This window comes from Rhodococcus kronopolitis (assembly GCF_042654025.1).
GTDB lineage: Bacteria > Actinomycetota > Actinomycetes > Mycobacteriales > Mycobacteriaceae > Rhodococcus_G > Rhodococcus_G kronopolitis.
The window spans coordinates 94,213-116,631 of the sequence record NZ_JBHSFO010000002.1 but is presented as its reverse complement, the minus strand read 5'-3'; the positions used below and the strand labels follow the sequence as shown (position 1 = coordinate 116,631).

General features: G+C 70.6%; 21 protein-coding genes and 7 tRNA genes. 13 read left to right on the top strand and 15 right to left on the bottom strand.

Annotated features, from left to right (window positions below):
- Nucleotides 1–300: 300 nt before the first annotated feature.
- The gene (locus ACFO6S_RS03715) at nucleotides 301–1,647 is read left to right on the top strand and encodes a serine hydrolase domain-containing protein (protein WP_378414278.1); all 1,347 of its coding nucleotides are present in this window, start codon (nucleotides 301–303) and stop codon (nucleotides 1,645–1,647) included.
- An 11-nt stretch (nucleotides 1,648–1,658) separates the two neighbouring features.
- Here ACFO6S_RS03715 and msrB read toward each other — a convergent pair whose 3' ends face one another.
- From msrB to ACFO6S_RS03695, 4 genes are read right to left on the bottom strand one after another with little or no spacing between them, the layout of a single operon-like run.
- A complete protein-coding gene (msrB, locus tag ACFO6S_RS03710) occupies nucleotides 1,659–2,081 on the bottom strand; it encodes a peptide-methionine (R)-S-oxide reductase MsrB (RefSeq protein WP_378414276.1) in 423 nt (140 codons plus the stop codon).
- Nucleotides 2,078–3,343, bottom strand: a complete 1,266-nt coding sequence (locus ACFO6S_RS03705; protein ID WP_378414274.1) for a glycosyltransferase family 87 protein — start codon at nucleotides 3,341–3,343, stop codon at nucleotides 2,078–2,080. Before ACFO6S_RS03705 ends, msrB begins: the two co-directional genes overlap by 4 nt.
- Nucleotides 3,344–3,399: 56 nt before the next feature.
- Complete coding sequence (locus ACFO6S_RS03700; RefSeq protein WP_378414271.1) at nucleotides 3,400–4,950, bottom strand: alpha/beta hydrolase; 1,551 nt, start codon at nucleotides 4,948–4,950, stop codon at nucleotides 3,400–3,402.
- 22 nt (nucleotides 4,951–4,972) lie between these two features.
- Entirely contained in the window at nucleotides 4,973–5,728 is a 756-nt protein-coding gene (locus ACFO6S_RS03695) for a pyrimidine reductase family protein (protein ID WP_378414269.1), read from the bottom strand.
- A 34-nt stretch (nucleotides 5,729–5,762) separates the two neighbouring features.
- On the opposite strand from ACFO6S_RS03695, the gene zapE reads away from it, so the two are divergent.
- On the top strand, nucleotides 5,763–6,776 hold the full coding sequence (gene zapE, locus ACFO6S_RS03690; protein ID WP_378414267.1) for a cell division protein ZapE: 1,014 nt from the start codon (nucleotides 5,763–5,765) through the stop codon (nucleotides 6,774–6,776).
- 60 nt (nucleotides 6,777–6,836) lie between these two features.
- Here zapE and ACFO6S_RS03685 read toward each other — a convergent pair whose 3' ends face one another.
- The 3 genes from ACFO6S_RS03685 to ACFO6S_RS03675 are packed head-to-tail and all read right to left on the bottom strand — an operon-like array spanning nucleotide 6,837 to nucleotide 9,072.
- The gene (locus tag ACFO6S_RS03685) at nucleotides 6,837–7,367 is read right to left on the bottom strand and encodes a GNAT family N-acetyltransferase (RefSeq protein ID WP_378414265.1); all 531 of its coding nucleotides are present in this window, start codon (nucleotides 7,365–7,367) and stop codon (nucleotides 6,837–6,839) included.
- Nucleotides 7,364–7,816 carry a hypothetical protein gene (locus tag ACFO6S_RS03680; RefSeq protein WP_378414263.1) on the bottom strand — a complete coding sequence of 151 codons (453 nt, stop codon included), beginning with the start codon at nucleotides 7,814–7,816 and terminating at the stop codon, nucleotides 7,364–7,366. Before ACFO6S_RS03680 ends, ACFO6S_RS03685 begins: the two co-directional genes overlap by 4 nt.
- 29 nt (nucleotides 7,817–7,845) lie before the next feature.
- Entirely contained in the window at nucleotides 7,846–9,072 is a 1,227-nt protein-coding gene (locus tag ACFO6S_RS03675; RefSeq protein WP_378414262.1) for an MFS transporter, read from the bottom strand.
- 97 nt (nucleotides 9,073–9,169) lie between these two features.
- Here ACFO6S_RS03675 and ACFO6S_RS03670 point away from each other — a divergent pair, with 97 nt between their 5' ends.
- Both ACFO6S_RS03670 and ACFO6S_RS03665 read left to right on the top strand, forming a co-directional pair.
- Complete coding sequence (locus ACFO6S_RS03670; RefSeq protein ID WP_378414260.1) at nucleotides 9,170–10,549, top strand: GH1 family beta-glucosidase; 1,380 nt, start codon at nucleotides 9,170–9,172, stop codon at nucleotides 10,547–10,549.
- 32 nt (nucleotides 10,550–10,581) lie between these two features.
- Nucleotides 10,582–11,640, top strand: a complete 1,059-nt coding sequence (locus ACFO6S_RS03665; protein WP_378414258.1) for an alpha/beta hydrolase — start codon at nucleotides 10,582–10,584, stop codon at nucleotides 11,638–11,640.
- 25 nt (nucleotides 11,641–11,665) lie between these two features.
- Here ACFO6S_RS03665 and ACFO6S_RS03660 read toward each other — a convergent pair whose 3' ends face one another.
- The 8 genes from ACFO6S_RS03660 to ACFO6S_RS03625 all read right to left on the bottom strand — a co-directional run bounded on the left by ACFO6S_RS03660 (nucleotide 11,666) and on the right by ACFO6S_RS03625 (nucleotide 13,908).
- On the bottom strand, nucleotides 11,666–12,142 hold the full coding sequence (locus tag ACFO6S_RS03660) for an RDD family protein (RefSeq protein ID WP_378414256.1): 477 nt from the start codon (nucleotides 12,140–12,142) through the stop codon (nucleotides 11,666–11,668).
- Nucleotides 12,139–12,858: a hypothetical protein gene (locus tag ACFO6S_RS03655; protein ID WP_378414254.1), complete on the bottom strand. Its 720-nt coding sequence runs from the start codon at nucleotides 12,856–12,858 to the stop codon at nucleotides 12,139–12,141. Before ACFO6S_RS03655 ends, ACFO6S_RS03660 begins: the two co-directional genes overlap by 4 nt.
- Before the next feature lie 164 nt (nucleotides 12,859–13,022).
- Nucleotides 13,023–13,097: transfer RNA gene (locus ACFO6S_RS03650), tRNA-Val, on the bottom strand.
- Between the two features lie 15 nt (nucleotides 13,098–13,112).
- Nucleotides 13,113–13,183: transfer RNA gene (locus tag ACFO6S_RS03645), tRNA-Cys, on the bottom strand.
- A 23-nt stretch (nucleotides 13,184–13,206) separates the two neighbouring features.
- Nucleotides 13,207–13,279, bottom strand: a tRNA-Gly gene (locus ACFO6S_RS03640).
- 370 nt (nucleotides 13,280–13,649) lie between these two features.
- Nucleotides 13,650–13,724 (bottom strand) — tRNA-Val (locus ACFO6S_RS03635).
- A gap of 17 nt (nucleotides 13,725–13,741) precedes the next feature.
- A tRNA-Cys gene (locus ACFO6S_RS03630) sits at nucleotides 13,742–13,812 on the bottom strand.
- 23 nt (nucleotides 13,813–13,835) lie between these two features.
- Nucleotides 13,836–13,908, bottom strand: a tRNA-Gly gene (locus ACFO6S_RS03625).
- 577 nt (nucleotides 13,909–14,485) lie between these two features.
- On the opposite strand from ACFO6S_RS03625, the gene ACFO6S_RS03620 reads away from it, so the two are divergent.
- The 9 genes from ACFO6S_RS03620 (at nucleotide 14,486) to ACFO6S_RS03580 (ending at nucleotide 22,324) form a co-directional block, all read left to right on the top strand.
- Nucleotides 14,486–14,557 (top strand) — tRNA-Val (locus ACFO6S_RS03620).
- A 142-nt stretch (nucleotides 14,558–14,699) separates the two neighbouring features.
- Nucleotides 14,700–15,083, top strand: a complete 384-nt coding sequence (locus ACFO6S_RS03615; RefSeq protein ID WP_378415199.1) for a TIGR02611 family protein — start codon at nucleotides 14,700–14,702, stop codon at nucleotides 15,081–15,083.
- Nucleotides 15,080–15,880 (top strand): hypothetical protein, encoded by an 801-nt coding sequence (locus ACFO6S_RS03610; RefSeq protein ID WP_378414253.1) that lies wholly within the window; start codon nucleotides 15,080–15,082, stop codon nucleotides 15,878–15,880. Before ACFO6S_RS03615 ends, ACFO6S_RS03610 begins: the two co-directional genes overlap by 4 nt.
- Before the next feature lie 89 nt (nucleotides 15,881–15,969).
- Nucleotides 15,970–18,021: a threonine--tRNA ligase gene (thrS, locus tag ACFO6S_RS03605; RefSeq protein WP_378414252.1), complete on the top strand. Its 2,052-nt coding sequence runs from the start codon at nucleotides 15,970–15,972 to the stop codon at nucleotides 18,019–18,021.
- On the top strand, nucleotides 18,018–18,584 hold the full coding sequence (locus ACFO6S_RS03600) for an ATP adenylyltransferase (RefSeq protein ID WP_378414250.1): 567 nt from the start codon (nucleotides 18,018–18,020) through the stop codon (nucleotides 18,582–18,584). Before thrS ends, ACFO6S_RS03600 begins: the two co-directional genes overlap by 4 nt.
- Nucleotides 18,585–19,241 carry a phosphatidylinositol phosphate synthase gene (gene pgsA / locus ACFO6S_RS03595; RefSeq protein ID WP_378414248.1) on the top strand — a complete coding sequence of 219 codons (657 nt, stop codon included), beginning with the start codon at nucleotides 18,585–18,587 and terminating at the stop codon, nucleotides 19,239–19,241.
- On the top strand, nucleotides 19,238–20,140 hold the full coding sequence (locus ACFO6S_RS03590; protein WP_378414247.1) for a phosphatidylinositol mannoside acyltransferase: 903 nt from the start codon (nucleotides 19,238–19,240) through the stop codon (nucleotides 20,138–20,140). Before pgsA ends, ACFO6S_RS03590 begins: the two co-directional genes overlap by 4 nt.
- A 1-nt stretch (nucleotide 20,141) precedes the next feature.
- Nucleotides 20,142–21,269: a glycosyltransferase family 4 protein gene (locus tag ACFO6S_RS03585; protein WP_378414245.1), complete on the top strand. Its 1,128-nt coding sequence runs from the start codon at nucleotides 20,142–20,144 to the stop codon at nucleotides 21,267–21,269.
- Entirely contained in the window at nucleotides 21,269–22,324 is a 1,056-nt protein-coding gene (locus ACFO6S_RS03580) for an NUDIX hydrolase (protein WP_378415197.1), read from the top strand. Before ACFO6S_RS03585 ends, ACFO6S_RS03580 begins: the two co-directional genes overlap by 1 nt.
- The last annotated feature ends 95 nt before the right edge of the window (nucleotides 22,325–22,419 follow it).

Below are 22,419 nucleotides of genomic sequence, written 5' to 3'. Positions count from 1 at the left end.
TTCCGTCGCTGCCGCGGGCCGTGCGAGTTCGCCGTTGCGACTCATCGTTCAGGCATACACCCGGCGGCGGCCGGGCGGGCCGGTTTCCGGGTGGCCGTCCGACGACGACCCGCCCCGCTCCCGTAAGGCCCGCCCCGCTCCCGAATGAACGGAAGCGTTCATTCGATCTGATCGAATGAACGTGCCGTTCACTCGGGGCGGAACGGCGTCGTCGAGGGCATCCGCGGTGCGGCGGACGGGTCCGATGCGCGGCCGGTTTCGCCGCGACAGGCCCACCGACCCGGCGTACCGTCAGACGCCATGGACCGTCTCGCGGGTACCAGGGCAGCTTCCACGGATTCGGCGCGCAGGATCGGGGCGCACCGCCGACGTGGCCGGTACCTACGGGCGGCGTGTGCCGCGGCGGCGGTGACGCTGGCGGTGGGCGCCTGCTCGTCCTCCGACGACGGATCCGGATCCTCGACGGCCGCCTCGTCCTCCGGCACCAGCGTCGCGGCGTCGTCGACCGGGATGTTGCCGATCGGAAACGCGGACCTGCAGTCCCTCGTCGAGTCCACGGCCAAGGAGCTGATGCTCCCGGGGGTGGTGGTGCTGCTGCGCACCCCGACCGGCGACCAGACCGTCACCTACGGCACCACCGAACGCGACGGCGGCGCGCCCGTCTCCCTCGACGACCACATCCGGGTCGGGTCCAACACCAAGACCTGGACCGGGACGGTGATCCTGCAGCAGGTGCAGGAGGGCAAGATCGCGCTCGCCGACCCGGTCTCGAAGTACCGGCCGGACGTCCCGGGCGGCGACGGCATCACGATCGAGCAGTTGCTGAACATGCGCAGCGGGCTGTTCAACTACAGCGAGACGCTCGAGCTCAACGAGGCCCTCGACCAGGACCCGCAGAAGGTCTGGACCCCGGACCAGTTGCTGGCGTTGGCGTTCGCGCATCCGCCGTACTTCCCGCCGGGCCAGGGTTACCACTACTCGAACACCAACTTCGTGCTGCTCGGGCTGATCGCCGAGCAGCTCGACGGCAAGCCGCTGCAGCAGGTGTTCGAGCAGCGACTGTTCGGCCCGCTCGGCCTGGCGAACACGCTCTTCCCCGACACGAACGCGCTGCCCGCGCCGAACTCGCACGGCTACATGTTCGGGACCAACGTGCAGACCATGACCGACCCCGCCCTCCCCGCGGAGATGCAGGCGGCGGCGAAGGCCGGCACCCTCGCGCCCAACGACGTCACCGACGACAACCCGTCCTGGGCCTGGTCGGCGGGCTCGGGCATCTCCACCGCGAACGATCTGGCGACGTGGGTGCAGGACCTGGCAGGCGGCAAGGCCCTCGACGCGCAGATGCAGGCCGTGCGGATGGCCGCCTTCCAGCCGACCGACCCGAGCAAGCCGGACGGGCCGGAGTACGGACTGGCGATGGCGAAGATGGGCCCGCTCTACGGGCACACGGGGGAGCTGCCCGGCTACAACTCGTTCATGGGCAGCGACCCCGACAGCGGGGTGACGCTGGTGGTGTGGGCCAACCTGGCCCCGGCCGCGAACGGTCAGGACCCGGCCAGCGGCATCGCGAAGACGATCGTCGACGAGATGTTCCCGCCGGCGTCCGCGCCCTCGCCGACATCGGCGCCCACGCCGACCAGCTGACAGGCGCCCGCTCAGTCCTTCGGCGTCAGGCGCAGCGAGATGCTGTTGATGCAGTACCGCTGGTCGGTCGGGGTGGGGTAGCCCTCACCCTCGAAGACGTGGCCGAGGTGGCTGTGGCAGCTCGCGCACAGCACCTCGACGCGGCGCATGCCGAGCGAGACGTCCTCGCGCAGGATCACCGCGTCGGACTCGGCCGGATCGAAGAACGACGGCCAACCGCAGTGCGACTCGAACTTCTCGGTGGAGGTGAACAGCAGCGCATCGCAGGCCCGGCAGTGGTACTCGCCGAGGGTGGTGGTGTCGGTGTACTCGCCCACGTGCGGACGTTCGGTACCGGCCTGACGCAGCACCGCGAACTCCTCGGGGCTGAGCCGTTCACGCCACTGCGCCTCGGTGAGCTGGACTCGGGGGGTGGGATCGGATGCGGAACTCATGCCACCACGCTAGCCCTGGGCTTCTCGGCAGGCTCGTCCGCGGGGAACACGGGATCGATGCCGCCGTCGAGCCGGCCCTCCCGCTTGGCGGTCAGGTACCGCACCACCAGGACGCCGCAGATGACGAGCAGCAGCAGGCTCCAGCCGAAGGTGGTCTTCATGTACTCGGCGGCCCGCCCGGCGGCCGGGAACCGAACCGACAGCCAGCTGTCGTAGGACATGAATCCGTACACCGCGAGCCAGGCCGGCCAGTTCCGCATCACCGAATTCCGCAGCACCACGCTCATCAGCAGCGGGAACAGCATCATCGAGTAGTACCCCTGGCCGAGCGAGCCGAGCAGGAACGATCCCGCCATCAGCACCCCGGACGCGGTGGTGAAGAAGAACAGCCGGTCCTCGCGGTAGTAGCGGTAGAGCAGCCACAGCGACACCAGCACGACCACGGCGAACAGCACCCGCAGCAGCAGGATCAGGGGTGTGGGCAGGCCGTAGTAGGCGCCGTTGCCGACGATCGCGCTGTTGAAGTAGTCGCGCGACTCCGTCAGGTACGGCAGCGTGTGGTTGATGAACTCCATCGGGTCCGCAGCCAGCGGCCAGGCGACGGCGGTCAGGATCAGCGGGATGCCGACGGCGGTGACGAAGACCCGCCACTGCTTGGACACCAGCGGCAGCAGCAGCAGCGGCGCCAGGATCGGCTTGACCGCGAGCGTCAGGCCGATGGCCACGCCGGCCCAGGCGTCCTTGCGTCGGAGCAGCAGGTAGAGGAACGCGATCTCGCCGAGCAGCACCAGCCCGTTGACGTTGGTGAACACCAGCGTGTTGGTGACCGTCTCGCTGGCGAACATGCCCAGCAACAGGATCGGCGCGGCGACCGAGGAGAGCGTCAGGTCGAACATCTTGAGCAGCAGCCAGCCCGCGACGATCACGGCGGCCGCGTTGGTGCCGATGAACAGCCAGCGCGAGAGCTCCGGCTCGACTACCGCGATCGGGGACAGCAGCAGCGTGCCGCTCGGGGCGTACAGGTAGTGCGGGTCCACGGTGCCGAAGTTCGCGGTGTAGACCGGTTCGCCGTTGAGGAAGGCCAGCGCGGCGCGGTAGACCGGCGCGAAGTCATCGGTGCGGAACCCGTTCACGGCCTTGACCAGCACTCGGTGCAGGACGGTCATGATCGCGAGCGGCCACAACGCGACCTTCACAACCTCGGCGGTCGTGCGTGCGGTGCGGGGTTCGAGGCGTTGTAGGAACACCGTGGCACGGTACACCGGCCGGGTGTCCACCCGGGCGCAGACACTCGGGCCCCCGCCGGCGCACGGCCCGGTCAGCCGGGGCAGGCGCCGCCGTCCGCAGGCAGCACGCCGGTGTCGAGGTACCTCGCGACCGCCTGCTGGCCGCAGTCCGAGTGCGTGGTCACCGGGTGCCCGCTGCCGAGCCACGCCCGGGTCGAGGTGCGGGCCCCGGCGGCGGCCGCGGCACCCGTCGCGGAGGTGACGCCTGCCTTGCCGACCACCGGGTCCGCGGCGCCGGCGAGGGTGAGCACCCCGACGTCGAGGCCGGTCGGCAGGGGCGGCGGAGGCGTCGTTGGCCAGGACGCACACAGCAGCAGGGACAGCGCGGCGTCCGAGCCGAACACCGGGAACCTCTCGCCCCAGTCCTGCCGCAGCTCCCGGGCGCGGCTCGGCGTCGGCCACCCGGTGCCGTCGGAGCAACGGGCGACGAACTGGCCGGAGCCCGCGGCCTCGACCCCGGCGTCGATCAGCCGCTCCAGGTCCGCCGTCTCGCCCCGCCCGGCCGCAGCCAGCACGTCGGCGAACTCGCGGGTCCGGGACTGCCGGTCGCCGCGCGGTGACCCGAGGAACTCCGTCAGCACGGTCGCCAGCCCGTTGCTCGAGACCGGGCCGAGTTCGCCTGCCGCGGCGCGTCGGGCCAGGTCGGCGACCGCGGTGTGCGGGTCGGCGCCGAGCGAGCAGGCCAGCGCCGCGCAGGACCGGGCGAAGGCGGACAGCGCCGCCTCGCGGCCCGCCAGGATTCCCTCGGTGGCGGTGACCACGTCGGTGCGGGCGGCGCCGGGGGAGTCCATGACCAGCCGGCCGACGGCGTCCGGGTAGGCGGCGGCGTAGGCCAGGCCGACGTCCGCGCCGGTCCCGACGGTCAGCAGGCCGATCCGGTCCACGTCCCAGGTCGAGCGCAGCTGCTCGAGGTCGTCGGCGGCGTGGGCGGCGTCGAACGCGAGCTCCTGCGGTTCGAGGAAGTCGGTGCACGCGGTGGTGGCGTCGCGTCCCAGCGTCATCACCGCGTCCACGGCGTCGCCGCCGGCGGCGGGCGTGGAGAACTGGCCGAGATCGGTCATGGCGCGTCGCAACGCGGGGGTGAGGCAGTCGATGGGGGTGGAGGTGCCGATGCCGCGGCGATCGAGCGCGACCACCGGCCGGGTCGCGAGCAGGCTGCCGATCGGTCCGGCGGCGAGCGCCGCGAGGGTGGCGGTCGAGGAGCCCTCGGCGCCGGTGGTCAGCACCAGCGGCGCGCTGTCGGCGGGGGTCTGCGGCCCCCGGGCCCGCAGGGCGCCGAGGGTGAAGGTGCCGGGGATCGCCCCGCCTGCGTCGATGGGCGCGGCCAGCTGCGCGCATTCGAGCACAAGTCCTGCCGGGCCGGGCGCGAGTCCGAGGGTGTCCAGTGTGGTGCCGGTGCAGTCGCGCCAGTTCAGGTCCTGCGCGGGCACCGGCAGCGGCTCGGGCGCGTCGGCCGTCGCCGTGGACGTGGCCGGGGTGCCCTCGTGGTGCTCGACGACCGCGACGTCGGGTCGCATGCTCGGCCCGGCCCCGCACGCGCAGCAGAGCGCGAGAACCAATGCCAGCAGTGCAGTTCGGCGCATGCCCGACAGCCTGCCAGGTCGGTCAGTGATCCCGGTCGCGTACCCACCGGGTCAACAGCGTGCCGTCGTCGTCGCCGAGCAGGTGGGCCCGCCGCATCGGCGTGAGGGCTGCCAGCGGGGAGGTCGCGATGCGTCCGGAGCGTCCGCCGACCAGCACCGGCGAGGTGGTCAGGCACAGCTCGTCGACCGCGTCGTCGGCGAGCAGCTGACCGAACAGTGTCGGCCCGCCCTCGCACAGCACCCGGCGCAGCCCGAGGCCGTCGAGGGCGTCGAGGATCGCGGCGGTGGAGACTGCCCGGTCGCCGAGCTCGAGCACCCGGGCGCCTGCCCCGGCCAGGGCGTCGCGATTCTCGGTGGGCGCGGCTCCGCACGTCAGGATCAACGGCGCGACGGCGGTGTCGGTGAGCAGCCTCGACCGGGGGTCGACGCGGGCGCCGGCGGTGACCACGGCGATCGGCGGTGCGTCGGACTGCCCGCGCGCCCTACGCCGCGCCCGGGCCGCGTCGTCGAACCTGGCGCCGCCGTAGTCCTCCGCCCGGACGGTGCCTGCGCCGACCAGCACCACGTCGGCGAGCTCGCGCAGGGTCGCGAACACCCGTCGGTCGGCGGGCGTGCCGAGTCGACCCGAGGTGCCGTCCGCGGTCACCGCGCCGTCGATGCTCGAGACGAAGTTGACCCGGACCCAGGGCCGGTCGAGGTCGGCCGGACCGCGGTAGAGTTCGCGTAGGCCGCCGTCGTCGACCGGTGTGAGGTGTGTCCCAAAATCGAGGTGGCGCATAGGTCAGATAACAGCACGTCGATAGGCTGATTGCATGCCGCAACGTCTTGTTGATCGCAGTCCGGTGGTCCTCGCCGACCAGTTGATCGCGCAAATGGTCCCGCCCGCGATGTTCGACGACGTGAGCTTCGGCTCCTACATTCCCGATCCCGAGCAGCCCAGCCAGGCCGCCGCGGTCCGCGCCGCCGAGGAGTTCGCCGGCAAGGTCGCGAAGATCCGCGCCGGCGGCCGACGCGGCCTGTTCGGCAAGAAGACCCAGGCCAGCGGCGCCGGGCTGTACCTCGACGGCGGCTTCGGCGTCGGCAAGACCCACCTGCTGGCGTCGATCTTCCACAGCTCGCCCAGCCCCAAGGCCTTCGGCACCTTCGTCGAGCTCACCCACGTGGTCGGCGCGCTCGGCTTCAACAACGCCGTCGAGCAGCTCTCCGCGCACAGCGTGCTGTGCATCGACGAGTTCGAGCTCGACGATCCGGGCGACACGATGCTGGTCTCGCGGCTGCTGACCGAGCTGTCGGCCCGCGGGGTCTCGATCGTCGCGACGTCCAACACCCTGCCCGGCCAGCTCGGCGAGGGCCGCTTCGCCGCGCAGGACTTCCTGCGCGAGATCAAGAAGCTCGGCTCGATCTTCGAGACCCTCCGCGTCGACGGCCCGGACTACCGGCACCGGGACCTGCCGCCCGCGCCCGAGCCCATCTCGGAGGAGTCGCTCGTCGAGCGGGCCGAGGCGACCCCCGGGTCCACCCTCGACGACTTCGACGCCCTCTGTGCGCACCTGAGCACGCTGCACCCGTCCCGCTACAACAAGCTGATCGCGGACGTGTCGGCGGTGTACATCAGCGGCGTGCACGCGGCCAGCGACCAGTCCGTGGCGCTGCGACTGGTGGTCCTCGCGGACCGGCTGTACGACGCCAACATCCCCGTGACGGTCTCCGGCGCGAAGCTCGACGAGATCTTCACCCCCGAGATGCTGGCAGGCGGGTACCGCAAGAAGTACCTGCGGGCCACCTCCCGGCTGCTGGCCCTCTCGCGCTTCGAGGTCGCGGCCTAGACCCTGCCTGTCGCGGCGCCCGCGGGTCACGGCCCGTGGGCGCCGCGACGGCGGGCGTCCCTACAGCGGGCGCTCCAGCACGAAGTCGTGGCACAGTTCGCTGCCGACCCGGAACCGCTTCGTGCCGACCTGTTGGAAGCCGGACTTCGCGTAGAAGCGTCGGGCGCGCAGGTTCTCCTGGCTGACCCCCAGCCACACCCCGGTCGCCCCCGCGGTCCGGGCGTGGTCGAGGGCGGTCTCCATCAGTCGATGCGCGACGTCGCCGCCGTGCCGATCCGGCAGCACGTACAGCTTGCTGATCTCGACGGTGGGCAACAGCGTGACCGCGGCCCGGACCGCGGCGTCCTCGGGCGGCCCGGCCACCAGCATCGAGTAGCCGACCATGCCGTCGGCGTCGACGGCCTTGAGTACCGTCCGCTCGGGTGCCCGGAGGTACTCGGTGAACCGCTCCTCCGACAGCACCGCGGCGACGAAACCCGCGATATCCGACTCGGTGACTGCCGGTGGGCAGGCGAGCGGGAAGGTCGCGGCCGCAACGGCGGCCAGCTCCGCGGCGTCGGCGGTGTCCGCGCGGGTCACCGTCAGGCTCACAGCCGCTCGACCGCCTGCGTCGCCTCCTGCAGTCCCATGCCGGTGGAGTCGCGCAGGATGGCGATCGCCTTCGCGGCCTTGCCCTCGTTCTTGAGGGTGCGCAGCGTCGGCTCGAGGTCCGACCACTTGCCGGTGCGGGCGCCGGGGGTCGGCGGACCGGCATCGGGTCCGGCGGTCGGCTTCCACTCGCCGCGGACGACGGCGTCGATCGCGGCCTTCGCGTCGGACAGCCCGAGACCGCTGCGTTCCTGCAGGACGCGGATCGCGTGCATCCGCTGGTGGTCGGCGACGAGCCGTTCGATTCGGTCGCGGGTCTCGTAGTCGAGTCCGGCCACCCAGGTGGTCGGGGTGCGGGCGCTGCGTGGCCGGCGTCTGGCGATGAACCAGGTGGTCAGCACGGCGAGGTCGATGAGGATCAGCGCGGCTATCAGCCAGCCCCAGTTTGGCATGACCTCAGTCAACCACTAACCGCGAACTCTCAGCCGACGTGGTCGACCTCGCTCGCCGCCTCCGTCGCGCGCTCCGGGTGGAACGCCGGCGCCAGGAGGATCAGCCCGACGGCGAACACCAGTGGGATCGCGAATCCGATCCGCATGTCGGTCACCGCCGCGATGCCGCCGACGACTCCGCCGCCGATGATCGTGCCCGCGTAGTTGAACAGGTTCAGGCGCGCGATGACCGCGTCCGTCTGCTCCGGCGGGGCCAGTCGTCCGGCGGCACTGAAGCACAGCGGCGCGATGACGGGGGCGCCGAGTCCGATGACGAGGAAGCCGACGATGGCGACCACCGGGCTGTGCGCGAACACCACGACGACAAAGCCGAGGACGGCGATCGCGGCGCCCACCCGCACCACGGCGACCTCGCCGTGGCGACGCACCCAGTGGTCGCCGGTGAACCGGGAGATCAGGCCCGCGCCCTGGTACGCGGCGACGGCCAGGGCCGCGGTGCTCGAACTCGCGAACAGCACGTCCTTGAGGTAGAGCGCCGACCAGTTCCCGACGCTGAAGTCGATGGCGAAGAACAGCGCCATCGCGATGCCGAGCGCGAGGAACGGCCGCCACGGGATGACCAGCGGCGTGGCCCCGGCCCCGAGTCCGGCCTCGACCTCGGGTCCGGTGGCGAGGAGACGGGGGCCGATTGCCGCGGTGGCACCGGCCACGACCAGGCTGGCCAGCGCGATCGACACCAGCAGGCTGACGTCGACCGCTTCACACAGCGAAACGAACAGCGCGCCGATGATCGCGCCGACGCTCCAGATGGCGTGGAAGGAGGACAGGATCGAGCGGCCGTAGCAGCGCTGAATGGCGACGGCCTGCATGTTGGTGCCCGCGTCGACCATGCCGAGACCGATCCCGTACACCGCGAAACCGACGAAGAACGGGATCGTGCTGGGCGAGAGCGCAATGCCCAGCCCGGCCACGGCGATCACCGCGAGCCCCGCGCGCAGCGCAGTCTTGCTGTTGGCGCGGGTCGCGACGTACTCGGCCAGCACGCTGCCGCCGCCCGCGACCACCGAGGCCATCACCACGACGAGGGCGATGGTGGTGTCGTCGAAGCCGTACTTGTCCTTGAACTGGGGGAGCTGGGTGAGCAGCACCGCCAGGAAGAAGCCCTGCAGGCCGAACCCCACCGAGGCGGACACGCGGGCGGTGCGCTGGGCGGGTGTCGGTGGCGTCGTGCCACGGTCGGGCGTGGGAAGCGTCATCAGTGGGGGTGCTTTCGCCGGGGCCCGTGCGGGCGTTGTGTAGTCGAATTGAAACACCGGGCTGGACGCCTGTCCAAGAATTAGGCAGACTCGCCGCATGCGAAATGCCGAGCCGAATCCGTCCTTCCCGCAAGACTTCCTGTGGGGCGTCGCCGCAGCCTCGTTTCAGGTGGAGGGCGCGGTCGACGTGGGCGGCCGCGGACGGTCGATCTGGGACGAGTTCTGCGAGCGCCCCGGCGCGGTGGTCCGCGGTGAGCACGCGAACGTGGCGATCGACCACTACCACCGCTACCGCGAGGACGTCGCGCTGATGCGTGAGCTCGGGGTGGACTCGTACCGGCTGTCGGTCTCGTGGCCGCGGGTGCAGCCGACGGGTAGCGGCGCCGTCAACGAGGCAGGCCTGGACTTCTACGACCGGGTCGTCGACGAGCTGTGCGAGGCCGGCATCAAGCCGGCGGTCACGCTCTTCCACTGGGACCTCCCGCAGGTGCTGCAGGACGCCGGGGGCTGGCTCAACCGTGACACCGCCCTGCGCCTTGCCGAGTACGCGGACATCGTAGGACGGCGGCTCGCGGACCGGGTCGACATGTGGATGCCGCTCAACGAACCGGTGGTGCACACGCTCTACGGGCACGCGCTCGGCGTGCACGCGCCGGGACTCGAACTCGGCTTCGGCGCCCTGCAGGCCGCCCACCACCAGCTGCTCGGGCACGGGCTGTCCGTGCAGGCGCTGCGGGCGGCCGGGTGCGGCAACATCGGCATCGCGTCGAACCACGCGCCGGTGCACGCGGCCAGCGATTCCGACGCCGACGTCGAGGCCGCGGACATCTACGACCACATCGTGAACTGGACCTTCGCGGATCCGGTGTTGCGCGGCAGCTACCCCGCCGAGGAGCTGGCGGCGATCCTGCAGGGCCCGGTCGAGGACGACCTCAAGATCATCTCGCAGCCGCTGGACTGGTTCGGGATCAACTACTACGAGCCGACGGTGATCGCGGCGCCGACGTCGGACGAGGGCAGTGCCGGCGTGCTCGAGGTGGACCTGCCGCCGGGCATGCCGTTCCAGCCGGTCGCGCTCGAGGGCTACGAGCGCACCGACTTCGGCTGGCCGATCGTGCCCGCAGGCCTGCGCGAGATCGTCGGGATCTTCGCCGACCGCTACGGCGACGCGCTGCCGCCGATCTACATCACCGAGTCCGGCGCCTCGTTCCACGACGCCGCACCGGACGCGGACGGTCGGGTGCGGGACGCCAAGCGCATCGACTACCACCGCGATCACCTGGTCGAACTGCGCGGGGCGATCGACGACGGCGTCGACGTGCGGGGCTACTTCGTGTGGTCGATTTTCGACAACTTCGAGTGGGCCGCCGGGTACCAGGAACGCTTCGGTCTGGTGCACGTGGACTACGAGACCCTTGCGCGAACGCCGAAGGACTCGTACTACTGGTATCGGGACCTGATCGCGGCGCAGCGCTGAGTTTCGCCCGCGAGGAGCCGAAAGGTGCGGGCATGAGAACTCGACGAGGTGGACCCGGCCGGGTGGCATCGGCGGTACTGACGGTGTCGGTGTTGCCGACGCTGCTGACCCCCGCGATCGCGGCGGCCGGGGACCATCCGCCGGGCCCCGGCGCCGGCGCCGTCACCCAGGCGGTGTCCGGGTCCCACCTCGCGGAGGTGACGAGGAGCGGTGACCGGACGGTGACCGCCGAGGTCTACTCCGCGGCGATGGACCGCACCATCCCGATCCAGGTCATCCTGCCTGCGGACACCAGCGCCCCACGGCCCACGCTCTACCTGCTCAACGGTGCCGGCGGCGGCGAGGACACCGCGACCTGGCAGGACCGGACCGACGTGTTGTCCTTCTTCCAGGACAAGAACGTCAACGTCGTGACACCGCTCGAGGGTGCGTTCAGCTACTACACCGACTGGATCAAGGACGACCCGGTCCTGGGCCGCAACAAGTGGCAGACGTTCCTGACCGAGGAGCTGCCGCCGATCGTCGACGCCGAGTTCGGAACCAACGGCGTCAACGCGATCGCGGCGATCTCGATGACCGCGACCTCCGTGCTCAACCTGGCGATCGCGGCGCCCGGCCTGTACCGGAGCGTGGGCGCCTACAGCGGGTGCGCCGAGACCAGTACCCCGGAGGGACAGGCCTTCATCGAGCTCGTCGTGGACGGGCGCGGCGGGGGAGACGTCACCAACATGTGGGGCCCGCTCGACGGTCCGGGATGGGTCGCCAACGATCCCGTCGTCAACGCCGAGAAGCTGAGGGGCACACAGCTGTACGTGGCCACGGGGTCGGGCCTGCCCGGTCCCCACGAGACGCTCGACGCGCCCGGGGTCGGCGGCAGCCCGGTGGCGCTCGCAAACCAGGTGATCGTCGGCGGCGTCATCGAGGCGGCCGTGAACATGTGTACCCACAACCTGGCGAACCGGTTGGCGGAGTTGAAGATCCCGGCGACGTTCGACTTCAAGCCGGCGGGCACCCACTCGTGGGGCTACTGGCAGGACGACCTGCACAACTCCTGGCCGATGCTCGCCGGCTCGATGGGTATGCAGCCGTAGGTGATTCGGCAGGCCTGCGCCGACGTCACCCGCCGACGAGTTCGGGGTTCTGGTCCCAGTCGTAGACGACGCGGGTGCGCAGCACGATGTCCTGCAGGGACCGGCGTTGCGGGTCCACGGCCACCCACGCCAGCCCGATCCCGAAGAACACGCACAGTGCGGCGCGGGCGGCGGCAACGGCCCAGCGCAGCTTGCGATTTCGGGTGGTGACCACCCGCAGTCCCATCGCGATGGCGCCGACCGTCCGCCCCGTCGTGGCCCAGCAGACCGTCAGGTAGAGCATCGCCAGCACCAGGGAGGTGCTCACGGACAGCAGCGCGTGCGGTTCGGGGAAGGTGAAGTTCTGCGGGGAGAACAGCAACCGGGCGAAGGTCAGACCCAGGTAGATGGCGCCGACAATCGTGAGCACCACAGCCCCGTCGACGGCCGCGCACAGCAGCCGGGTGACGATGCCGGCCGCACGTTGTTCGGGACCGTGGGGGTGTGGGTGCGGCCCGGTCACCGCGCACCCGGTTCGGGATCGTCGTGTCCGGTGTCGCTGTGCGGCAAGGCATCCGGTCCGGGGTCCCGGCCGAAGAGTCGGCCGACGAAGCCCGCGACGGCGTCGTCGGCCTGCATGCCCTGGCTCCGGACACCGCGGACCGCCTCGGAGGACAGCGATCCGGTGGACTCGCGAATGATGTCCGGCAGGTCCACGCCTTCGATGATGTTGCCGGCGAGCTCGATCAGGTCCATGCGGGCGATCACGGCTTCGATGTCGAGCCGGCGTGCGATCTCGTCGATGTCGACGCGGTCCACCTGGCGGGCGAGGTCGACGGTGTCGACAATCGCGTCGAGGTCGAGGCGGCGCACGATCGCGTCCAGGTCGATTCGTCCGGCGATGGCGTCGACGTCGATGCCCTCCGCGATCAGGTCGAGGTCCACGTACTCCCGGACGATCCGCGTCAGGTCAACCTCGAGGAGGGCGGCGGCCACCACCTCGCGCACGACGACGCGCAGCGTGGCGCGGGCCAGTTCGGCGGTCGCCCGGACCGCCTGTTCGCCGCGGGCGAGCGTGCTCTCGGCGACGGCGTCGACGCGGGGGCCGAGGACGGGCACCGATCGGACGGCGCCGCGGGCCGCGCGGCCGACGGCGCCGGCGGCGTCGAGGGTTCGGGCCGCGACGCCGAAGGTCAGCAACAGGAGGGGCGGTGGTTCGGCACCAGGTGCAGTGGACATGGGACCCTCCTAGTCGGACGCTCTTGTCTACCAGTCTGGGCCCGTCGCGGGCGGGGGATACCCGATGTGGGGCGCAGAACTTCCGTGAAATGGGAATCGGGGGACCAGCGTGCCCCGGAGAAACAGAAAAGGACCCCCGCGGACGGGGGCCCTGCCTGTATTCGTGGTGCGCGATACTGGGATTGAACCAGTGACCTCTTCCGTGTCAGGGAAGCGCTCTCCCGCTGAGCTAATCGCGCAAGTTCTCAAAAGCGAGGTGGAGACGGGAATCGAACCCGTGTGCACGGCTTTGCAGGCCGTTGCCTCACCACTCGGCCACTCCACCGTGAGGCTCGATTCAACCTCTCGAGCGGATGACGGGATTCGAACCCGCGACCCCAACCTTGGCAAGGTTGTGCGCTACCAGCTGCGCCACATCCGCATCGCACTTCCGGAGGCGGGCTGTGCCTGTCTCCGTGGTGCGAGGAAAACATTAGCGCACGGATCTCGTGGTGTGAAATCGCCTGGTCAACGATGCTTTTTGTGGTTCTGTCGGGTTCGTTGGCGGTACGGGACTCGGTCGTTGAGGCGGTTTGGCGGCCCGAAACGGGGGATTCGACCCGAAGCGAGGGGATTCGGTGCCCTGCCCGTGAAGGCGTGCGGACGAGGGGTGGCGGGTAGCGGCTCGGCGGTGCCCACGCACGGGCCGGCGGCGGAAGCGGTCCCGGACGGGTGGCGCCCGGAACGGCGCAAGGTGAAGGGGTCGGAAACGAGAAAAGGCAGGACCCGAAGTTTCGGGTCCTGCCTTTTCCTGGTGCGCGATACTGGGATTGAACCAGTGACCTCTTCCGTGTCAGGGAAGCGCTCTCCCGCTGAGCTAATCGCGCAGGTTTCCTCACAAGAGAGGTGGAGACGGGAATCGAACCCGTGTGCACGGCTTTGCAGGCCGTTGCCTCACCACTCGGCCACTCCACCGCAAGGTTGAGTCCAACCTCTCGAGCGGATGACGGGATTCGAACCCGCGACCCCAACCTTGGCAAGGTTGTGCGCTACCAGCTGCGCCACATCCGCACTGCATCTCTGGAAGGCGTTGCCGCTTTCCTCGGTGCCAGGAGAACATTAGCCGAACGCGTGTTCCGTGCCAAATCGACTGGTCAGACGTCGTGGATGGGTCAAATCCTGCGTGCCCCGGCGAGGTCTCCGGGGGTGGCAGTGGCGCGGCGCCGGCGACGGTGCCCCGGCCGGGCGAAATCGGGCGCCCTCCCTGCCGGTGCGCGCCACTTCTCGCCGTCACGCAGGCATTGGGCGCGCAGTGCCTGTGTGATCGCGTCAGCGGGTGTGTGCGGGCGGGTGCGGCAGCCGAACGCTCGGCGGTGCCGCGTTGAACTCCTGACGGGTGGCGGCCGGCGACGCCGTGTGGTGGCTGTGAACGCGTCGCGGCACCGCACCCCCTCTCCTGTCGTCACACGCCACTTCGTGCCGTCACACAAGGGATTGGACGCGGAATGCGGGTGTGATCGCGTCAAACGGGTGGGCGCGGTCGTCGAACGCGCGCCCGAACCGTGGCGTTGACCTGGCGATTTTTGACTGGATGGGGAGAGTGCTACTGTTCCATCTCGTTCGGCCGCAAGAGTTCGAGAGCGGCTGAGGTCCCGTGGCTCAGTGGAAGAGCGTCCCGTTCACACCGGGAAGGTCGCTGGTTCGATCCCAGCCGGGACCACAACAAGAAGGCCCGTTGCGAAGTACTTCGCAACGGGCCTTCTTTTGTCGTTGCCGTTTTGGCACTCGCGTGCCGTAGCCAGTCCGGGCCCGATCCGTGCGTCAGTAATGTGTCTGGTGTGCCGACCACCGAAAGTCGATGGATGCTGTGGCGTCGTCGCATTGCAGCGAATGTTGGGCTCAACCTTGCCTACCGGACCGCGGTGGGCGCGGTCGGCGGATTGGTGTTGATCGTCGGCGTCATCGCGATTCCCTATCCCGGTCCCGGCTGGCTGATCGTCTTCGCCGGGCTCGGCATCCTATCGACGGAGTTCACGTGGGCGAACCGGCTGCAGCGGTTCGTGCGCACCCACTACGACCGCTTCATGGTGTGGTTCGGACGGCAGTCCGCGGCGGTGAAGGCGATCGGCGTGGTGATGACCTGTGTGGTCGTGCTCGTCACGCTCTGGCTGCTCGGCACGTTCGCCATGGTCGGTGGCTGGTTCGGCCTCGACGCCGCCGTGTTGCAGAGCCCGGTACTCGGATGACCGGTGCGGACCCGGCCGAGGACTACCGCCGCGTGTCCGTGGCGCTGCCGGCGGTGCGCATGCTGGTCGAGCCGAGCCCGAATGCGCGGGTGGTGAGCGGTGCGACGATCGTCGACCCGTCGTGGCTCGCTGCCCGGGTCGCGCAGACCGCGCGGGTCTGGCGGTGCGAGGACTCCCGGGTGTCGGCGACCCTGTGGTGGTACTCGGCGAGTTCGGCGCTGCTGGCGGTGCCGACCGCGATGTTGCTGTCCATCGGTACCGCGCCGGATCCGTCACCGGAGCGGATGACCTTCACCCTGCGCCCGGACGGCTCCTTCGCCACGACGCGCTCGACCACCGTGCTGCCCGGCCCGGCGGAGTTCGCGGTGGCACTGCGCGCGACGTTCGAGGCGATGATCGGTCCGCTCGCCGAGATCGGCGGGGTCGGCGAGCGGTCGCTGTGGGCGATCGCCGCCGACGGGCTCGGCAACCGGGCCCTCGACGCGGGTTCCGCACTGGCAGGCCCGGCGGCGGGCAGCGCCATGGCGGTCCGGCTCGCGGAGCTGGTGGGCGAGCCGATGCTGACGCCCCGGTTCGTCGACGTCCGGGCCGGGGTCCAGCTGCCCGCCGACCCGACGGCAGACCCGGCCGCGGGTGCCCGGCGGTTTGTCCGGCGGTCGTCGTGCTGCCTGCTCTACCTGACCGGGGCGGCGGCCGACCCCGGCGACAGCGATGCCGCCGACCGAGCGAAGTGCATCAGCTGTCCGAACCAGTTGCCGGCGGTGCGGCTGGCGCGGCTCGGCGCTCTGGTCGGGTGAGGCGGAAGATTCGATCCGCGTGCCGATAGCATGAGGGCTCACCGAGAGCCGTCGCCGATGGCGGCTCACACATCGAGGAGCACATCGCCGTGACCACGCCTGCATCAGTAGTCCCAGCCGCCCACGTCCGGGTGCCTGCGGGGACTACCGCCGGTACGGCGGTTCGTGAGGCGGGACTGTCCGGCAAGGGGCCCGACGCGATCGTCGTCGTCCGTGACGCCGAGGGCCAGCTCAAGGACCTGTCGTGGATTCCCGACACCGACACCGAGGTCGAGGCCGTCGCGGCCGACACCGACGACGGCCGCATGGTGATCCGGCACTCGTGCGCGCACGTGCTGGCGCAGGCCGTGCAGGCCGAGTTCCCGGCCGCGAAGCTGGGCATCGGCCCGCCGATCAAGGACGGCTTCTACTACGACTTCCGGGTCGCCGAGCCCTTCACCCCCGAGGACCTGACCCGCCTCGAGAAGCGGATGAAGCAGATCATCAAGGGCTCGCAGCGCTTTTCGCGTCGCGTGGTCGACTCGATCGAGGACGCCCGCGTCGAACTGGCCGACGAGCCGTTCAAGCTCGAGCTGATCGACGACAAGTCCGGCGTCGACGACCCCGAGGTGATGGAGGTCGGCGGCAACGAGCTGTCGATCTACGACAACCTCGACCCGCGCACCGGCGAGAAGGTCTGGAGCGACCTGTGCCGCGGCCCGCACATCCCCACCACCAAGCACATCCCCGCGTTCAAGCTCACCCGCAGCTCCGCCGCGTACTGGCGCGGCGACCAGTCGCGTGAGGACCTGCAGCGCGTCTACGGCACCGCCTGGGAGTCCTCGGAGGCGCTCGACACGCACATGGAGCTCTTGGCCGAGGCGGAGCGCCGCGACCATCGCAAGCTGGGCGCGGAGCTGGACCTGTTCAGCTTCCCCGACGAGCTGGGCTCCGGCCTGCCGGTGTTCCACCCCAAGGGCGGCATCATCCGGCAGGAGCTGGAGAACTACTCCCGCGAGCGGCATGTGAAGGAGGGCTACGAGTTCGTCTACTCCCCGCACATCACCAAGGGTCATCTCTACGAGGTCTCCGGCCACCTGGACTGGTACCGCGACGGCATGTTCCCGGCGATGCACATCGACGAGGAGCTCAACGAGGACGGCACGGTGCGCAAGCCCGGCCAGGAGTACTACCTCAAGCCGATGAACTGCCCGATGCACAACCTGGTGTTCCGCTCCCGCGGACGCTCGTACCGCGAACTCCCGTTGCGCCTGTTCGAGTTCGGCTCGGTCTACCGCTACGAGAAGTCCGGTGTCGTGCACGGCCTGACCCGGGTGCGCGGCATGACCCAGGACGACGCGCACATCTACTGCACCCGCGAGCAGATGCGTGACGAGCTGACCACCACCCTGAACTTCGTGCTCGGGCTGCTCAAGGACTACGGACTCGACGACTTCTACCTCGAGCTGTCCACCAAGAACCCGGACAAGTTCGTCGGCGACGACGCCACCTGGGAAGAGGCCACCAACACCCTCGCCGAGGTGGCGGAGGCGTCGGGCCTGACCCTGGTCCCGGACCCGGGTGGAGCCGCGTTCTACGGACCGAAGATCTCCGTGCAGGTGCAGGACGCCCTCGGACGGACCTGGCAGATGTCGACGATCCAGCTGGACTTCAACCTGCCGGAGCGATTCGAACTCGAGTACACCGGCACCGATGGCGCCAAGCACCGCCCGGTGATGATCCACCGCGCGCTGTTCGGTTCGATCGAGCGGTTCTTCGGCGTGCTCACCGAGCACTACGCGGGCGCGTTCCCGGGCTGGCTGGCGCCCGTGCAGGTGGTCGGCATCCCGGTCGCGGAGGCGTTCGAGGAGCACCTGTTCGGCGTCGTCGGCAAGCTCAAGGAAGCCGGGATCCGCGCCGAGGTGGACGTCAGCGACGACCGGATGCAGAAGAAGATCCGCAACCACACCACCCAGAAGGTGCCGTTCATGCTGCTGGCAGGCGAGCGGGACGTCGAAGCAGGCGCGGTGAGCTTCCGGTTCCGCGACGGCACCCAGGTCAACGGCATCCCGGTCGACCGCGCGGTCGAGGCCATCACCGGCTGGATTGCCCGGCGGGACAACGCCTCACCGACGGCGGAGCTCTTCGGCGGTCTGGCGTGAGCGACGACTCGGCAGTGCCGCAGGAGACCTCGCTGACCGACACCGGCCCGGGCGATCCGGACCGGCTGCAGCGGCTGTGGTCCCCGCACCGGATGTCGTACATCGCGGAGGCGCCCAAGACGTCGACGCCGGGCGAGGGCCCGTTCACGTTCATTCCCAAGATGAGCGACGAGGAGGGGCTGATCGTCGCGCGCGGCGAGCACGTGTACGCGGTGCTGAACCTCTACCCGTACAACCCCGGTCACATGATGGTGGTCCCGTACCGCCGGGTGGCCGCGCTCGAGGACCTCACCGACGACGAGTCCACCGAACTGATGCGCTTCACCCAGCAGGCGATCCGCGTCATCAAGCAGGTCTCGCGGCCCGACGGCTTCAACGTCGGCCTCAATCTCGGTGCGGCGGCGGGTGGTTCGCTGGCCGAGCACCTGCACCAGCACATCGTGCCGCGCTGGGGTGGCGACGCGAACTTCATCACGGTGATCGGCAACGCGAAGGTCATGCCGCAGCTGCTCCGCGAGACCCGCGCGTTGCTGTCCGCGGCGTGGAACGACGGGGGTCGCTGAGTGCTCAGCATCCTCGGACGCGCATCGGTCTCGAAGGTGACCGCGCCCCTCGGGCGGGCGCTGATCCGGACCGGGCTGACGCCGGACGCGGTGACCGTGTTCGGCACGGTCGCGACGGTTGCCGGTGCGTTGACGCTGTACCCGTCGGGGCACCTGTTCTGGGGCACGATCCTGATCTGGTTCTTCGTCATGTTCGACATGCTCGACGGGGCGATGGCCCGGGCCCGCGGCGGCGGCACCCGCTACGGGGCGGTGCTGGACGCGACCTGCGACCGGATCGCCGACGGTGCGATCTTCGCCGGTCTCGCGTGGTGGGCCGTCTACCACGAGAACAGCAAGTCGCTGCTGGCCGCGACGCTGGTCTGCCTGGTCACCTCGCAGGTCATCTCCTACGCCAAGGCGCGCGCGGAGGCCAGTGGCCTGTCCGCGGACGGCGGCCTGATCGAGCGCCCGGACCGGTTGGTCATCGTGCTCGCCGGTGCCGGCCTGACCGGGATCGCCGGCCACTTCGGCATCGGCTGGCTCGAGTGGGCCGTGTACGTCGCGATGTGGCTGCTCGCGGTCGCCAGCGTCGTCACCGTGTTCCAGCGGGTGCTCGCCGTCCGCAACTCCGCGGGCGCGCGGGAACTGCTGCCGGTCAAGGACCCGCAGCAGTGACCTGGGCCCAACGGGCGACCGACCTCGGCTACGCGGCCGGCTGGCGGCTGGTGCGGGCCCTGCCCGAGCCGGTCGCCACCGGTCTGTTCGACTTCGGCGCCGACATGGTCGCCCGGCGCGGCGGCGGCCCGGACCAGTTGCGACGCAACCTGGCCCGGGTGCTCGGGGTACCGGCGGCCGAGGTTCCGGACGAGCTGATCCGGGCCTCGCTGCGGTCCTACGCGCGGTACTGGCGGGAGGCGTTCCGGCTGCCCTCGATGGACCAGGACGAGCTGCGGCGTCGCCTGGACTCGAAGGTCCAGGGCCAGGAACACCTCGAGGCCGGGCTCGCCGCAGGCAACGGCGTGGTGGTGGCCCTGCCGCACACCGGAAACTGGGACATGGCCGGGGTCTGGCTGGCGAAGAGCCACGGCCGGTTCTCGACCGTCGCGGAACGACTCGAGCCGGAGTCGCTGTACCAGCGGTTCGTCGACTACCGGGAGGGCCTCGGCTTCGAGATCTTCCCGCTCAGCGGCGGGGAGGTGCCGCCGTTCGGGCAGCTCGCGGACCGGCTGCGCGAGAACCGGGTGGTGTGCCTGCTCGGCGAGCGCGACCTCGCCAAGCACGGTGTCCCGGTGACCTTCTTCGGCGAGCCGACGCGGATGCCCGCCGGGCCTGCGAAGCTGGCGATCGAGACCGGTGCGGTGCTGCTGCCCGCGCACTGCTGGTTCGACGGCGACGACTGGGGCTTCTCGGTCCACTCCGCGATCGACACCGCAGGCGGGGTCGGGCCGGCGACCCAGGCCCTGGCCGACAAGTTCGCCGAGAACATCGCCGCGCATCCCGCGGACTGGCACATGCTGCAGCCGCTGTGGCGGGCGGACCTGTCGGCGGCCCGCCTGGCTCGAATGGAGTCGTGACGTGAAGATCGGCATGGTCTGCCCGTACTCCTTCGACGTGCCCGGGGGAGTGCAGGCGCACGTCGTCGAACTCGCCCAGGTGCTGATCGAACGCGGTCACAAGGTCAGCGTGCTGGCGCCCGCCGCGGAAACCACCGTGCTCCCGGACTTCGTGGTCTCGGCCGGACGGGCCGTGGCGATCCCGTACAACGGGTCGGTGGCGCGGCTGAGCTTCGGGCCCGTCGCGTACGCCCGGGTGCGCCGCTGGATCAGCGAGAACGACTTCGACGTGCTGCACATCCACGAGCCGAACGCGCCGAGCCTGTCGATGCTGGCGATGAAGATCGCGCAGGGCCCGATCGTCGCGACGTTCCACACCTCCACCACGAAGTCGTTGGTGCTCAGCACGTTTCAGGGCGTCCTGCAGCCGTACCTGGAGAAGATCTCCGGTCGCATCGCGGTGTCCGAACTGGCGCGGCGCTGGCAGGTGGAGTCGCTCGGCTCCGACGCGGTGGAGATCCCCAACGGCGTCGACGTGTCCGCCTTCGCCGACGCCCGGCCCCTCGACGGGTACCCGCGCGCGGGCGGCACCGTGCTGTTCCTCGGCCGGTACGACGAGCCCCGCAAGGGCATGGACACCCTGCTCGGTGCGCTGCCCGAGCTCGCGGCCCGGCACCCCGACCTCGAGGTGCTGGTGGTCGGCCGCGGCGACGAGGACCGGCTCCGCAAGGAGGCCGGCCGCTACGCGAAGCACCTGCGTCTGCTCGGTCAGGTGACCGACGCGGAGAAGGCGTCCGCGATGCGCAGCGCCGACGTGTACTGCGCGCCGAACCTCGGCGGGGAGAGCTTCGGCATCGTGCTGGTCGAGGCGCTGGCCGCCGGCACCGCGGTGGTGGCCAGCGAACTCGACGCCTTCCGGCGGGTGCTGCGGGACGGAGCCGCCGGGATACTCGTCCCGATCGGTGACTCGGCCGCGCTGGCCGAGGCGCTGGACACCGTGCTCAGCGACCCGGAGCGGCGTCGCGAACTCGTCACCACCGGTACCGCGGTGGTCGCGGAGTACGACTGGCCGGTGGTGGCCGAACAGATCCTGAGGGTCTACGAGACCGTCACCCTCGGGGCCCAGGGAGTGCGGGTGGAGACGCGATGATGACCTTCTCGGCGACGACCGTGCTGGTGCTCGTGCTGGTCGTGGCGGTGCTGCTCGTCGTCGGGGCGTGGGCGTACGCCACCGCGAACCGGCTGGACCGGCTGCACGTGCGTTCGGACCTGTCCTGGCAGGCGCTGGACGCCGCGCTGGCGCGCCGCGCGGTGGTCGCCCGGGCGGTCGCGGTGGGGCTCGAGCCTGCGGGGTACTCGTTCGGCGGGCCGGTCTCGGACGCGGTGGACGGCCGGATCCTGACCGAGCTGGCGGACAAGGCCGAACAGGCCGACCGCGGGCACCGGGAGACCGCGGAGAACGCGCTGTCCGCCGAACTCGGCGCGGTGCCGACGGATTCGCTGGCCCCGCAGCTGGTGGCCGAGCTGGCCGACGCGGAGGCACGGGTGCTGATCGCCCGCCGATTCCACAACGACGCGGTCCGCGACACCCTCGCGTTGCGTACCCGGCGGCCGGTCCGCTGGTTGCACCTCGGTGGCACCGCGCCGCTGCCCAGTTACTTCGAGATCGCCGAACGCACCGCGGGTGCCACCACGGCCGGGCTGACCGTCGACGAGATGCGGACGTCCGCGCGGGTGGTGCTGCTCGACGAGCGGGGCCGGGTGCTGTTGCTGCGCGGGCACGACCCGCAGACGCCGGACGTGCACTTCTGGTTCACCATCGGCGGCGGCGTCGAGTCGGGCGAGAACCTGCGGGCCACCGCCGCGCGCGAGGTCGCCGAGGAGACGGGGCTCGAGGTGGACCCCGCGGCACTGCGCGGGCCGATGTGGCGTCGGGTCGCGGTGTTCCCGTACGACGGCGAGCTGATCCGCTCGGAGGAGCTGTTCTTCGCGCTGCAGACCACCGGATTCACTCCGCAGCGGGGCGGTTTCACCGAACTCGAACGCCGTGCGATCACCGGGTTCCGGTGGTGCACGGGGACGGAGATGCGGGCCATCGCCGCTGCCGGTGAGGTGGTCTATCCGGAGGAGTTGCCGGACCTCCTCGGTGAGGCCCGGACGGTGGTCGCGAGGGCCGTCGACCCCGAGGTCCGCTCGATTCGCTGACCGGCCGATCGGCGGGCAGGCGCATCGTCATAGAATTGGGGCACGCCCGGGCACGGTCCCGCTGGGTCCCTGACCCGACGGATCGTGGCGCGTGC

Coding starts and splice junctions, on each gene's coding strand:
- ACFO6S_RS03700 (WP_378414271.1), bottom strand. CDS start 4,950: ATGCGCCGAACTGCACTGCTGGCATTGGTTCTCGCGCTCTGCTGCGCG.
- ACFO6S_RS03610 (WP_378414253.1), top strand. CDS start 15,080: ATGACCGGTGCGGACCCGGCCGAGGACTACCGCCGCGTGTCCGTGGCG.
- ACFO6S_RS03665 (WP_378414258.1), top strand. CDS start 10,582: ATGAGAACTCGACGAGGTGGACCCGGCCGGGTGGCATCGGCGGTACTG.
- zapE (WP_378414267.1), top strand. CDS start 5,763: ATGCCGCAACGTCTTGTTGATCGCAGTCCGGTGGTCCTCGCCGACCAG.
- ACFO6S_RS03675 (WP_378414262.1), bottom strand. CDS start 9,072: ATGACGCTTCCCACGCCCGACCGTGGCACGACGCCACCGACACCCGCC.
- msrB (WP_378414276.1), bottom strand. CDS start 2,081: ATGAGTTCCGCATCCGATCCCACCCCCCGAGTCCAGCTCACCGAGGCG.
- ACFO6S_RS03715 (WP_378414278.1), top strand. CDS start 301: ATGGACCGTCTCGCGGGTACCAGGGCAGCTTCCACGGATTCGGCGCGC.
- ACFO6S_RS03655 (WP_378414254.1), bottom strand. CDS start 12,858: ATGTCCACTGCACCTGGTGCCGAACCACCGCCCCTCCTGTTGCTGACC.
- ACFO6S_RS03580 (WP_378415197.1), top strand. CDS start 21,269: ATGACCTTCTCGGCGACGACCGTGCTGGTGCTCGTGCTGGTCGTGGCG.
- ACFO6S_RS03695 (WP_378414269.1), bottom strand. CDS start 5,728: ATGCGCCACCTCGATTTTGGGACACACCTCACACCGGTCGACGACGGC.
- ACFO6S_RS03670 (WP_378414260.1), top strand. CDS start 9,170: ATGCGAAATGCCGAGCCGAATCCGTCCTTCCCGCAAGACTTCCTGTGG.
- ACFO6S_RS03615 (WP_378415199.1), top strand. CDS start 14,700: ATGCTGTGGCGTCGTCGCATTGCAGCGAATGTTGGGCTCAACCTTGCC.
- ACFO6S_RS03680 (WP_378414263.1), bottom strand. CDS start 7,816: ATGCCAAACTGGGGCTGGCTGATAGCCGCGCTGATCCTCATCGACCTC.